The sequence below is a fragment of the Coleofasciculus chthonoplastes PCC 7420 genome (assembly GCF_000155555.1).
In the GTDB taxonomy this organism is placed as follows: Bacteria; Cyanobacteriota; Cyanobacteriia; order Cyanobacteriales; family Coleofasciculaceae; genus Coleofasciculus; species Coleofasciculus chthonoplastes_A.
Genome location: NZ_DS989862.1, coordinates 14,364 through 27,270, shown reverse-complemented (window position 1 = coordinate 27,270; position 12,907 = coordinate 14,364). Strand labels below are relative to the sequence as shown.

Sequence of the window (12,907 nt, the reverse complement as noted above, 5' to 3'; positions counted from 1 at the left end):
CTAAGTAGGTCGGTGGAAATAAACTCAACCTTATGAAGTTATGTTAAAAAGCCTCAAACCCTTACAAAGGACGAATGACGTAGCTTGCTTCTCGCGAAAGCGAGTTCCCCACCGTTAACTTTAATTGTCCCCACCTACTTATTAAATTTTATTGAGGATTATGTACGTTTCATTCAAGAATCCATGAGAAACAGGTGAAGATCAAAGGGAATACAGAATTATCCCATTCCCCATTCTCCCGTTTCCCATGAAGATTTTGATAGTCGATGATGATCCAGCGACAGCTTCACCCCTAATTGAAGCCCTCACCAGTCATCACTACACCGTTGAAGCCGCAACTAACCCTGAAAATGGATTAGAACTCGCTCAAACCTCTCACTATGACTTAGCTGTCTTGGATGTTACCCCCCAAAACCTAGATGGTATTCATCTGTGTCAAAAACTGCGCCATCAAGGTTCTCAAATGCCAATTCTCCTCCTGGGCGCCAAAGGAAGTAGCGCCGATCGCATTCGCGGATTAGAAGCAGGTGCGGATGATTATGTGATGAAACCCTATGATCTCTCCGAATTGATGGCGCGAATTAGAGCATTATTGCGGCGGCGTAACTCCACGGTATCCAAGGTGTTGACTTGGGAGCAGCTGCGGCTAGAACCGGATACAGGTAAAGTCACCTATAAAGGCGAATCATTACACCTAACGCCCAAAGAATACGGATTGTTAGAACTATTCCTGCGTCATCCTCGACGTATTTTTAGCCGTAGTGTGATCCTCGATCACATTTGGTCGAGTGATGAATTTCCCGGTGAGGAAGCCGTAACCACCCAAATTAAAGGGTTGCGACAAAAGCTGAAAGCGGCTGGGATCAAAATTAATTTAATTGAGACAGTATACGGCTTAGGGTATCGGCTCAAAGATGCACCCATTCAGGAACAAGAGGACAAACAAGTCAGGGAAAAAGTAGCAGATGGCACATCTGAAGCGAAACTCATGGCGGCGGTTGCCAAAATTTGGCAAACGTTCAAAGAAAGCCTCCCGGAAAAAATAGACGTATTTAGGCAAGTGAGTGTAACTCTGGCGACAGGAACCCTGAATCAACAACTCTGTGAGAACGCCAAAATTGAAGCCCACCGATTAGTGGGTTCATTGGGATCGTTTGGTTGTGCAGAGGGGTCTAAAATCGCCCGCGAAATTGAACAGCTTTTACAGACTCCAACCCCAGCAACGCCCCAAGACGCCCATAAGCTAAAGGATTTAATCGACTCCTTGCAACAGGCGATCGCAAACAAACCCACCCTTGATCAGGTTACACCCCCCACCTGTGATCCGCCCCCGGCTTCTACTTCCCCAGCCCAACTATTAGTCATTGACGATGATCAGATCCTCAGCCAACATATCGAAATCGAAGCAAAAGCCTGGGGATTGCAGGTAGATAGCGCCCCCCATCTCCAAGCCGCCAAACGAGCGATCGCGCTACATCCTCCCAATGTGATTTTGTTGGATCTCACCTTTGCTGACACCCAAGAAAACGGCTTTGAACTCTTAGCAGAACTTGCTGTTCAACACTCCAACATTCCCGTTTTAATCTTTTCCAGTCAAAATCATTTAAGCAGTCGAGTCAAAGCCGCCCGTTTAGGCGCTGCTACCTTTTTACAGAAACCCATGACTCCCCCAGAAATTTTGCAAGCGGTGACTCAAGCGATTAATCAGCAGAAATCGGGAGAATCTAACGTCTTAGTCGTGGATGATGATCCACAAATCCTCGCCCTGCTGCGCCATTTACTACAACCTTGGGGACTAAACGTCACCACTTTGGCACATCCCCAACGCTTCTGGGATGTCCTAGAAGCTGTATCTCCTGACTTACTAATTTTAGACGTAGAAATGCCCGAATATAGTGGCATTGAGTTATGTCAGGTTGTTCGTCATGATTTACGCTGGAGTAACTTGCCCGTGTTGTTTCTCTCCGCCCATACCGAAGTACAAACAGTGCAGCAAGTTTTTACCGTTGGTGCAGATGACTATATCAAAAAACCCATTGTGGAAGCTGAACTGATTACCCGTGTGCTAAATCGGCTAGAACGTCGCTCCAGTAATAGCAGTTAGTGCAATACTGCAAGGGATAGGAAGCTGGGGAGCTGGGGGAGCTGGGGAAGCTGGGGGAGCTGGGGAAGATAAGGGAGATGGGGGAGCAGGGGAAGCTGGGGGAGCTGGGGGAGCTGGGGGAGATGAGGGAGATGGGAGACAAAATTTCTATAGCCTATTAAGCTGTTCGGCATTTAAACCTTAATATCAATAATGGCGCAATCCTTGTAGTGCGTTTAGCGAAGCCATGCCGCAGGCTTTAGCGAAGCCATGCCGCAGGCTTTGCATCTTGCTCGCTACTAATACCCAATTTAAATGCATGACAGCTTATCCTGTTCCCTATTCCCTGTTCCCTGTTCCCTGTTCCCTAACAAATGACGAATGACATAAGACAAATGACTAAGCCAAACGTTGTCCGATCGCTTTGAGAGCAAACTGCGGTAACGCCATCATCCGCCGCCAGCGCCAAGGTTCTTGATAGAGTCGATACAGCCATTCCAAATGATTATTCCGTAACCAGACAGGTGCACGGGATTTAACCCCAGCCCAGATATCAAAGCTACCGCCAACACCAATCCAAATCGCTTGAGGACACAAATGCCGATTTTGGGCAATCCACAACTCTTGACGGGGAACTCCTAAACCGACCAAAATTAATGGCGGTTGTTCTTTTGCCAACCTGACTTTGAATTGATCTTCGGCTTCTGGAGACAGATAGCCATCTTCAATTCCCGCGATCGCTAGTTTCGGGTATTGTTCTTGCCATATCTTAGCTGCTGTTTGGGCAATACCCGGTTTACCTCCATAGAAAAAAACTGGATAAGACTCACCTAATTCTCCCGCCTGTCGCAGTAACGATTCTGCCAACTCAATTCCCGGACAACGTTGCTGTCGGATACCGTGGAGGAGTAGATAAAGGATGACACCCGCACCATCGGGGACAACTAATTCCGCTTGTCGGATTGAACTTGCCAAAGTTGGATTACACTCCGCCTGCATCACCATTTCTGCGTTCAATGTCACCACATGACACCCTAGGTTTTGCTGAAGGCGATTACCCAGCCAGCGATCGTAATCTTGGAGTCGGTGAACAGGTAGTCCCATGACAGGGAACGGCTTCGGGGTCTCACACATAATTAGACTGTTGCTTATCCTCCGATCAAACTAACACTTAGCAGACTATCTGATCCGGACGTTAAAGGCTAGCCTCTGGTTGAGATGGATCAATTGCTGCCAACAATGAGAAGAGACGCGATACTTCGCGCCTCTGAAATCTATCTCTACTGGAATTTGCTGACTAGATGCTTTTCACCCAGCGATCTGGGTACAAGTCAAGCAGTGCGAAGGGGCGTTCCCATTACCCTTAAGTCCACTTGTCTGTTACTTCTGTTATAAGAGAAAATCTGTAAAGATAGTAACAAGTTGAGTCGATCCATTGTAAAGCTTTCAACAAGATTGTCATTGGTCATCGGTAAGCTGTTCGGCATTTAAATCTTAATGTCAATAATGGTGAAATCCTTGCCGTAGTGCGTTTAGCGAAGCCATGCCGCAGGCTTTGCATCTTGCTCGCTACATTGAGCATCTTGCTCGCTACATTGAGCATCTTGCTCGCTACATTGAGCATCTTGCTCGCTACATTGAGCATTTTGCTCGCTACATTGAGCATCTTGCTCGCTACTAATACCCAATTTAAATGCATGACAGCTTATGTCCTGCCTCATATCTCATACCTAATCTAGGTTGACTACCCCCTTTATGAGTGAGACAAGGCAGATCGCAGAAGGCAGATGGCTTCAGCGAACAAACAGACTTCAAAGGAGTAAAGCAAAATAATTAATCGCGTAATGTAAGGTTTGATCGACTTCCACCATCACCCACAACGGCACCTGGGGAACCTCAGTTTTCCAGTCCCAATTGTAAGTACGAACCCACAAACTGGATATATTGAAAAAATCAATAATAATATGAGTGCCACAAATAATAATCAGGGATTCTAACTTGTTAGTTAACAGACAGAAGGGCAACGTGTAGACTAATCCATGCAAAACAGCCACTTGCCAATCCTTCTTCTTGCGTAATGCCAAAAAAGAATTTTGCAGTAAAAAGTCTCCCGTGCGATGGGCGATAAATTGCAAACCGAAATCAATCATGGTTTATGGCGTTCTCCAAGACAGGCAGGTTAGTCGTCGTAGATGTTACTTTATGATTACAGTGGCGTTGCCGTGAAAACTACGGGAAAAATACTGAGATTTGCCGCCGTTCAACTCCAACCTCCGGGTTTCTACTGAGGTGCGAGGCGATTGACATTCCTAGAAACCGGGTTTCTTGTGAGGATGACAACGCAATATCAACCTTTCACCCAAAGAAATCCGGTTTTTTGACCGATATCCCCTTGTGTGTGTAGATTCAGCAGTTTTCTGGATGCGATCGCGCCACAAATGTTAAATTAGGGCTGTTCCCGCTTATCCTTAAACCTAGACATGCTCAAACCTGAACTCCTCGCCCCAGCGAAGAATCTGGAACGGTTAAAAGTCGCCATTGCTTATGGTGCAGATGCAGTGTATCTAGGGGGACAAAATTATGGATTGCGGGCGCGTGCGGATAATTTTACGGACTCTGAGTTAGCCCACGGAGTTGAATATGCCCATCACCATGATGCCAAAATTTACGTCACGCTGAACGCTTTTCTCCACGATGCAGACTTTCAGGTACTCGCCGACTATTGTCAGTTTCTAGAATCCATTGGCGTTGATGGAGTGATTGTCTCAGATTTAGGCGTTATCCGAGTTATTAAAAGGAGTTCAACTCTACCGATTCACCTCTCTACTCAAGCCTCTTGTCTCAATTCCTATAGCGCCCGTTTGTGGAAAGAGATGGGAGTTAAGCGCTTAATTGTTGGTCGAGAACTCAGTATTACGGAAGCGGGTTTAATTGGAGAAGAATCGGGTATTGATGTGGAGATGTTTACCCACGGTGCAATGTGTATGGCATATTCGGGTCATTGCACAATTTCTAATTTTACCGCAGGTCGCGATTCTAATCGGGGTGGATGTATTCAATCCTGTCGATTACCCTATCACTTACAACATCAAGATAAGCAAGCTGATGATTTAGTCAGCTTCATGTCGTCCAGGGATTTGTGGGGAATTTATCAGATTAGTGATTTTTTCAAGCATAATCTTTGCTCATTAAAAATAGAAGGGCGGATGAAATCATCATTCTACGTCGCCCTCACCTGCAAGGTTTATCGCCAATTAATTGATGCTTATGCCGCTGGTACATTAGATGAACAGCTACTCAGCCAAGCCTCAGCCGAACTGCAATCAATTCCTAACCGAGACTATTTTTCTGGTTCCTTAGACAAACCAGCCGATAAAGATTCAGTCTTTGGACAGTTATCGGGAATTAATACAGGAACTCACGCTTATTTAGGCATGGTTATGGAGACAACGCCCCAAGAGATTATTTTACGGTTACTTGAACCGTTAGCCGTCGGTGATGAAATTGAAATTATCCCGTTTCAGGACAAACCGATATGCTGGCAAGTTAATCAGATTTTTTCGATGACAGGTGAACCGTTAGAGTCGATGCGAAAGGACAGTATTGTGCGCTTACCTAAACCGGATGAATCCATGCGATCGCATAATATCACCAAATTAAATGTCGTTCGATTCACTCGTTCCCCATTACCTGTTACCAGTGAAGTCTGAATTATGAATTCCCTGTTCCCTGTTCCCGGTTTTCTGAAAAATTACAATGCAATTTAATACATTTATTTCATCAATTCATGATTTAGAGCGCTGTGTCAAAGCCCGCAATTTACAAGAAGTATTATTGGAACCAATAGTATTAGCGCGACAGGGACAATTATCAAAAGCGAAGGTACATGATTTAGCCAGAAAAGCGTGGCAAAAAGAATTGCGCCCGGTACTCGTCTGGGATCTGTTAATGCCAGAACGAGTCATGAGAACTATTTGTGATCAGCTAAAAGATTGGCAACTCAGTCTTTTTGGTGCAATTCGGGTGTGTGATCCGGGTGCAGCGTATTGGCTGAAAATCCATTGTCCTGAAATACCTATCCAGTTAATTGTTGAAACAGGAAATCACAATCTGGAAGCGTTACAGGGATGGTGCGAAATTTTTTCGGCTTCGTTGGAACGGTTAGTTTTATCAATTGAACTACCGGAAGAAAAGCTAATTGAATACTGCCAAACCTTACCCGTTCCCTGTGAATTGCTAGGTGTGGGACCTATTCTCTTATTTTACTCGCCGCGATCGCTCTTGGTAAACCCGTTGCTGGAACGCCAGAATAAAGAAACAACAGAAGACATCGATTCCCTATACCGATTCAACCCTGACTCACCTCTGTACTTAGAAGCGACGGCGGCTTTTGCGGATAACCCTAATCGCCATTTCCCGACGTTAGAAACTGCCCATGGTACATTTATGTTTTTAGACAAAGATCAGTTTATTCTGGATCGGTTAGATGGGTTATGTGAGGCGGGTTTACATACAGTGCGATTAGACTTACGCCATCTAAGTCAGGAGGACAATGTTGCTATTGATATTGATAAAATTTGTCGTCAGGTGTTAGAAAATCCGGCAAAATTACGGGAAAACTGGTTCCGAGAAACACGCGCTCCTTTTTTCAAAGCGAATCGCACCACAGCATTATTTTCCCGGATGAAATCAAAACTATCTGAATACCGGAATGATGCCTGTTTAGCGGAAGTTATGGCTGGCGAAAGTGGTAAATATGTCGTTTTTTACACCTGGCGTTCCTTCGAGATTTCCCAGATTCAAGGTATGGTTTTGCCAACCGGTGAAGAGATTGTTCCCCAAGATGTTGTGTTTCGCACCATAAACGGCGAACCTGTTGATACCTTTGAACCCGAACAACTTTTAGTGACGGATTGGATTAAAAAAGCTGTTCCGGGGTCATTACTTCTGGGTAAAATGTCTTGATTAATTCAGACATGTAGGGGCGGGTTTAACAGATAACAGTTTGCCACCAACTGATAACGTGACTAAACCCGCCCTTCTAGAGTGCTAAATTAGTAGGTTAAGGTGAATGCCACTGACTTAAAGTTGGTGGGTTGAGCGAAGTCGAAACCCACCCTACGGTATATCAAAGGTTTCGGTGATTCCCTAATGCTTATTTCAGTACCATTCAGGTTAAGGTGTCAGTTATTCATGATCAACCACAGGGAATGTCTAATCCATACTTTCGCTTCAAGCAATTCACCGTCTTTCACGATCGCTGTGCGATGAAGGTCGGCACAGATGGTACACTGTTAGGGGCATGGACGGATATCACCGGTGTGCAAAGCATTCTAGATATTGGCACAGGGACGGGTTTGGTGGCGCTGATGTTGGCACAGCGATCGCAGGCGCACATCGACGCCGTGGAAATTGACGCAGAGGCTGGCATTCAGGCGCGGGAGAATGTAGCGAAATCACCATGGCGCGATCGCATTCAGGTGTATCAGGGTTCTGTGCAAGATTATGCCACGACTTGCTCAAAGCGGTATGATCTGATTGTGTCTAATCCTCCCTTTTTTGACAATGCCAGTAAAGCGTTACAAAAGGCGAGAACCGTAGCACGACATAGTGATTCTCTGAGGCAATTGGATCTGTTACAAGTGGCGGAACAGCTTTTGAGTGAGAAGGGTAGGCTAGCTGTAATTTATCCCACTGAGTCAGTCCAAATCTTCCAAGAAAAAGCCGAATCCTTTGGTTTTTCTTGCCACAGGAAACTCTCGGTTAAACCAACTTTAGCTAGTCCAACTAAACGGATTGTACTGGAACTGGGAAAACATCCGTTATCCTCTCATGAAAACGTTCTCGCGATAGAAGCCACTAGGCGGGTTTATACTCCTGAATTTATTAGCTTGATTAAAGACTTTTACCTGAAATATTAATTAAACTGTTTATATTTATAAGAATAGGTTAATTGTTATAACTCTAGATATGAGCCGGGTAGATGTCAACTGTGTAGGTTGGGTTGAGGAACGAAACCCAACGTCATTGCTTCCCAATTTTGGATTGTGAAACTCTTTACCGAGAATCAGTCTAACTTTAGGCTGATGAGAATCCTGCCAATCATAACCAAACTAGAGATATGTGGAATAATCAAAACCCCCCAGAATTCGAGCATGACGGCTTTCCCCATCCCCAACGAGATGGGGCAGATGAGACATCTCCAGACACTGAACAGGAAAGCCTTGACCCTAATCTATCGCCAGAGCATATAAAAGCGACAAAAAAATCTCTGAAGCGCATCTATATTATTCTTCTGATTATGGGTTTACTTTTAGGAGGATTGGTATCTGTAGGAGTTGTCATCGCCCTTGATCGCATGGGATTGACAGACGCCCCAGCAGATGTGGAAGAGACTGAAATGCCGTATTAAGCCGAATGGCGCTGAAAAGCGTGCATTTTGGGGTCGCCGAAACCCTTGATATACCGTAGGGTGGGCATTGCCCACCAGCCAAAATTTCAGTACTATTCCTATTAAGCCTGCCGCGCCTCAAATTGGATAGTTGTGCGATCGGTTAGTGGTGAGGAGGGCGGGTTTTGTTGTTCCGTTTTCGGTGAGGAGGGCGGGTTTTGTTGTTCCGTTTTCGGTGAGGAGGGCGGGTTTTGTTGTTCCGTTTTCGGTGAGGAGGGCGGGTTTTGTTGTTCCGTTTTCGGTGAGGAGCTGAATTTAGTCCCTAAACCCGCCCCTACGATTGTCCCTAAACCCGCCCCTACGATTGTCCCTAAACCCGCCCCTACGATTGTCCCTAAACCCGCCCCTACGATTGTCCCTAAACCCGCCCCTACGATTGTCCCTAAACCCGCCCCTACGATTGTCCCTAAACCCGCCCCTACGATTGTCCCTAAACCCGCCCCTACGATTGTCCCTAAACCCGCCCCGACAATTGTCCCTAAACCCGCCCCGACAATTGTCCCTAAACCCCCCTACAATTGACTGATGAATTACGACAAACTCGATCCAGAACTTTATCCCACAAAACTTTATCTGAGTCCTGAAAAAGATAAACTCTTTGAAAAAGGCGTGTGGCCCAAACCATTTGCTTTTAACCAGGATGTGGTCAATGTTTTCGATAATATGATATCCCGTTCAGTGCCTCTGTATCAAGAGGTACTAACCTGTGCCGCTCATTGGGCGAGAGAATATTATCAACCCGGAACGCGGATTATTGATGTTGGCTGTTCTACGGGAACATTTCTGGAACTTTTGGGGCGTTTCTTGAAGCAAAACGCTACGCTAGTTGGGATTGATAATTCTCAACCTATGCTGGAAAAAGCAGAGCAGAAGTTAGTTCAGATTAAACAGATACATCAGATTGAATTTATCTGTGACAAGGCAGAAAACTGTTCATTTGAGAATAGTAGCGTTGTCGTGATTAACTACACCTTACAATTTTTGCCGCTACAGGTGCGTCAACTCTTGCTGCGGACTATCTACGAGGGATTGGTTCCAGGTGGCTTACTCTTCGTAAGTGAAAAGGTAAAGTCACCCTATCCCCAATTTCAAGAGACAATCACCCGACACTACGAAGCCTTTAAAGCGCATAATGGTTATGCCCGTACTGAAATTGAACGTAAAAAGGAGGCGCTAGAGAATGTGTTAGTGCCTTTAACGGAAGCCCAACAGGTGCAAATGTTGTATGATAGTGGTTTCAATCAAGTCGATTCACTAATTAAATTACATAACTTTATTTCCTGGGTGGCTCTCAAGTAATAGGTGATTTATACGCATAAATTAATTGTATCTGGATAGGAGGAGATCAGCCTGTATGAGTTACCGAGAATTTACATGGTCAAAGGCGAAACAGGATTTTGGGTTACAGACGATTGAGGGCGATCGCTTTTTTCCGGTTCTACCCGAAGTACAGCCTAGTTCGCTCTTGCAGGAAATCCTGAAGCGCAATATTCCCTGGGCGATCGCGGTTGGCAATGAAAAAGCCCGTTCTGAGGCGATTATTAATCCAATTCTGTTGGAAGTTAAGCAAATCTTAGAGAAGAAAATCAGCGTTTTTTCAGGAGAAGAGTTCAATGTAGATACTGCAGCTGGACTCAATGGCACCTGTGACTTTTTAGTCAGCCAATCGCCAGAACAAATTGCGGTAGAAGCCCCAGTTTTGGTTGTTGTGGAAGCGAAAAAAGAAGACCTTAAGCGAGGGATGGGACAGTGTTTGGCAGAAATGGTGGCGGCACAACGCTTTAACCAGGCAAATCAACAAGTCATTTATACGATTTATGGCAGTGTAAGTACAGGAACAGCTTGGCGGTTTCTCAAATTAGAGGATAGTATTGTTACGGTAGATTTGACGGATTACCCTGTTCCTCCGGTTGAACAGATACTCAGCATTTTAGTTTGGATAGCGAGTAACAAGTCTGAAAAAGAAACGGATTAAGTATAGGGGCAGGTTTAGGGACTGTAGGGGCGGGTTTAGGGACAATTGTAGGGGCGGGTTTAGGGACAATTGTAGGGGCGGGTTTAGGGACAATTGTAGGGGCGGGTTTAGGGACAATTGTAGGGGCGGGTTTAGGGACTAAAGACAGCTATCCACCAATAACGGAACAACAAAACCCGCCCTCCCCACCAATAACGGAACAACAAAACCCGCCCTCCCCACCAATAACGGAACAACAAAACCCGCCCTCCCCACCAATAACGGAACAACAAAACCCGCCCTCCCCACCAATAACGGAACAACAAAACCCGCCCTCCCCACCAATAACGGAACAACAAAACCCGCCCTCCCCACCAATAACGGAACAACAAAACCCGCCCTCCCCACCAATAACGGAACAACAAAACCCGTCCTCCTCACCAATACCTGAACAACAAAACCTGTCCTTATCCATGTAAAATATTCTCTACATTTTAATAGAATACACAAAGATTCTATGTACGTGGTGATTTACCTAAATAAACAATGACAAATCATGATATCGGTTATATACCCCCTGATTATCTAGATCGCTACCCGGAAACGTTAGAACGAGAGGCAATTTTATCAGTACGCCAAGAGAGACAATCTAAATTATTTACCCCCCAAGTGAGTCAATATCGCGAAGCGGTGCAGGCGGTTCAGGATATCCACAGTGATTGGTATGACTTCTCTGATGCTGTGGTTAAAGTCGGTCGTGCTGAGGAACTCACCGCCGCACAAAAACAGCGATTGTATCACTCGTTGCAAGCCTTTTGCCCTTGGAAAAAAGGACCATTTGAACTATTTGGGATTACCATTGATGCCGAGTGGCGTTCTGACTGGAAATGGGCGCGAATTTTGCCCCATATCCATTCCCTGAAAAATCGCCGAGTGGCGGATATTGGCTGTCACAATGGCTATTTTATGTTTCGCATGGCGGATCAGGAACCAGAATGTGTGATTGGCTTTGAGCCAGTTCCTAAGCATTTCTGGAACTTTCAGCTTATCCAAAATATTGTTCAGCAACCGATGCTTAAATTTGAGTTATTGGGGGTTGAGCATATTGATTTTTATCCGAATTTCTTTGATACAATTTTTTGCCTAGGAATCCTTTACCATTATCGAGATCCGATTAATTTATTGGGTAAATTGCGACAAGCCCTAGCACCTAAGGGAGAAATTATTATTGATTGTCAGGGAATTCCCGGCGAAATCCCTGTTGCGTTGACTCCCCGTAAGCGCTATGCTCAAGCACGGGGAATTTGGTTTTTGCCCACCCAATCTTGTTTAGAGAATTGGCTAGTACGGGCTGGTTTTAGTCAGATTCACTGTTTCTTTGCTGAACCTTTGTCCGTGCAGGAACAACGCCGCACACCTTGGGCAAATATCGATAGTTTACGCGAGTTTATGAATCCTGATGATTTATCTGTAACCATAGAAGGGTATCCCGCACCCTGGCGCTATTATGTAATTGCTCATAAAAATTAAATGGAATTTTATGGGTTTTTATGAACATTAAACCAAAACTACAACTAACAATTTAGCACACCAACTACGGAATAATCCATTTCTCTCAGGTTGGCAACAGCAAATCAACGTCCAACAAAAAGATAGTTTTTGCTCCAGAATCTTGAGGAATTACTGCCACATGACGGGCAATATTCACCGTATCAGAACGACGATAAGATTCCGGTAAAAGCCGAATCGCTGAAAGTGGTACATCTATTAAAATAGGCGCGTCAGCCACAGGAATACCATAGAGTTCACCCGTTTTATTTTGCATTGTTACTAGATATCCTCCCCCATTAGCAGCTTCCGGTAAACTCTCTTTGAAAAAGCGCTGATATAAATCGATGACCGTAATTTCTTCTTCACCAGAGTGGGTGACTCCCACCTGATTCATCCCACTTCCATGAACAGGGGCGCGATTCAAGATTTTGTAGACGGATTCAATTGGTAATGCTAGATGCAAGTTTCCTAAGGTAAAAAGAATTAACTTTAATACTTGTTTCGTTTCTCGTGTCGTTTTTTCGGAAAGTACGGATTGATTTCCTTTGGATTGAGTATTCATGAGATTACTGTTCATAACAAAAATCTTTATTGAGACAACAAAAGTTACAGTCGGTGGAGAGGGCGCAGGTCGGTCAGTGGTGTTCTTACTTTTGGTCGGGATCTGGAAAACCTCTCTCCAAACCTCTCTCCTGCAAGGAGAGAGGCTTTGAATTCTCCCCCATGGAACTGGCTTCCCCCATGGAACAAAAAGCGAAGCATCCTTTGGTCTCCCCCTTTTTAAGGGGGACGGAAGGGGGATCTAAAAGGGGGACGGGAGGGGACAGATTAAGGTATTGCAGAGTTTTAAGCTTAAAATGACACAAAT

The 12,907-nt window shown here is 45.0% G+C and carries 14 protein-coding genes; 9 read left to right on the top strand and 5 right to left on the bottom strand.

What is annotated here, in order from left to right:
* The first annotated feature begins 247 nt into the window (after positions 1-247).
* Positions 248-2,104, top strand: coding sequence for a response regulator (locus tag MC7420_RS25635; protein WP_044209727.1), 1,857 nt, complete (start codon positions 248-250; stop codon positions 2,102-2,104).
* A gap of 378 nt (positions 2,105-2,482) precedes the next feature.
* Here MC7420_RS25635 and MC7420_RS25630 read toward each other — a convergent pair whose 3' ends face one another.
* The 3 genes from MC7420_RS25630 to MC7420_RS25620 all read right to left on the bottom strand — a co-directional run bounded on the left by MC7420_RS25630 (position 2,483) and on the right by MC7420_RS25620 (position 4,233).
* A complete protein-coding gene (locus MC7420_RS25630; RefSeq protein WP_044209724.1) occupies positions 2,483-3,217 on the bottom strand; it encodes a WecB/TagA/CpsF family glycosyltransferase in 735 nt (244 codons plus the stop codon).
* Between the two features lie 398 nt (positions 3,218-3,615).
* Positions 3,616-3,804, bottom strand: coding sequence for a hypothetical protein (locus MC7420_RS25625; RefSeq protein WP_044209722.1), 189 nt, complete (start codon positions 3,802-3,804; stop codon positions 3,616-3,618).
* A 90-nt stretch (positions 3,805-3,894) separates the two neighbouring features.
* Positions 3,895-4,233 carry a DUF3307 domain-containing protein gene (locus MC7420_RS25620; protein WP_006104141.1) on the bottom strand — a complete coding sequence of 113 codons (339 nt, stop codon included), beginning with the start codon at positions 4,231-4,233 and terminating at the stop codon, positions 3,895-3,897.
* Between the two features lie 330 nt (positions 4,234-4,563).
* Between MC7420_RS25620 and MC7420_RS25615 the strand changes: the two genes are divergently transcribed.
* From MC7420_RS25615 to MC7420_RS25585, 7 genes are all read left to right on the top strand, one after another.
* Complete coding sequence (locus MC7420_RS25615) at positions 4,564-5,793, top strand: U32 family peptidase (protein WP_006104140.1); 1,230 nt, start codon at positions 4,564-4,566, stop codon at positions 5,791-5,793.
* A gap of 46 nt (positions 5,794-5,839) precedes the next feature.
* Entirely contained in the window at positions 5,840-7,048 is a 1,209-nt protein-coding gene (locus MC7420_RS25610; protein ID WP_006104120.1) for a U32 family peptidase, read from the top strand.
* Between the two features lie 245 nt (positions 7,049-7,293).
* Complete coding sequence (locus tag MC7420_RS25605) at positions 7,294-8,004, top strand: tRNA1(Val) (adenine(37)-N6)-methyltransferase (RefSeq protein ID WP_044209719.1); 711 nt, start codon at positions 7,294-7,296, stop codon at positions 8,002-8,004.
* Positions 8,005-8,204: 200 nt separating this feature from the next.
* A complete protein-coding gene (locus tag MC7420_RS25600) occupies positions 8,205-8,495 on the top strand; it encodes a hypothetical protein (RefSeq protein ID WP_006104104.1) in 291 nt (96 codons plus the stop codon).
* A 132-nt stretch (positions 8,496-8,627) separates the two neighbouring features.
* The gene (locus MC7420_RS40410; RefSeq protein ID WP_006104175.1) at positions 8,628-9,056 is read left to right on the top strand and encodes a hypothetical protein; all 429 of its coding nucleotides are present in this window, start codon (positions 8,628-8,630) and stop codon (positions 9,054-9,056) included.
* 3 nt (positions 9,057-9,059) lie between these two features.
* Positions 9,060-9,833 (top strand): carboxy-S-adenosyl-L-methionine synthase CmoA, encoded by a 774-nt coding sequence (gene cmoA, locus MC7420_RS25590; protein WP_006104154.1) that lies wholly within the window; start codon positions 9,060-9,062, stop codon positions 9,831-9,833.
* Positions 9,834-9,888: 55 nt separating this feature from the next.
* Positions 9,889-10,509: a hypothetical protein gene (locus MC7420_RS25585; protein ID WP_006104137.1), complete on the top strand. Its 621-nt coding sequence runs from the start codon at positions 9,889-9,891 to the stop codon at positions 10,507-10,509.
* Positions 10,510-10,647: 138 nt separating this feature from the next.
* Here MC7420_RS25585 and MC7420_RS38540 read toward each other — a convergent pair whose 3' ends face one another.
* On the bottom strand, positions 10,648-10,998 hold the full coding sequence (locus MC7420_RS38540; RefSeq protein ID WP_198016567.1) for a hypothetical protein: 351 nt from the start codon (positions 10,996-10,998) through the stop codon (positions 10,648-10,650).
* A 36-nt stretch (positions 10,999-11,034) separates the two neighbouring features.
* Between MC7420_RS38540 and cmoB the strand changes: the two genes are divergently transcribed.
* Positions 11,035-12,018: a tRNA 5-methoxyuridine(34)/uridine 5-oxyacetic acid(34) synthase CmoB gene (gene cmoB, locus MC7420_RS25575; protein WP_006104087.1), complete on the top strand. Its 984-nt coding sequence runs from the start codon at positions 11,035-11,037 to the stop codon at positions 12,016-12,018.
* Positions 12,019-12,103: 85 nt separating this feature from the next.
* On the opposite strand, the gene MC7420_RS25570 is transcribed toward cmoB, so the two are convergent.
* Positions 12,104-12,616, bottom strand: coding sequence for a chemotaxis protein CheW (locus MC7420_RS25570; protein WP_044209713.1), 513 nt, complete (start codon positions 12,614-12,616; stop codon positions 12,104-12,106).
* Positions 12,617-12,907 lie beyond the last annotated feature (291 nt).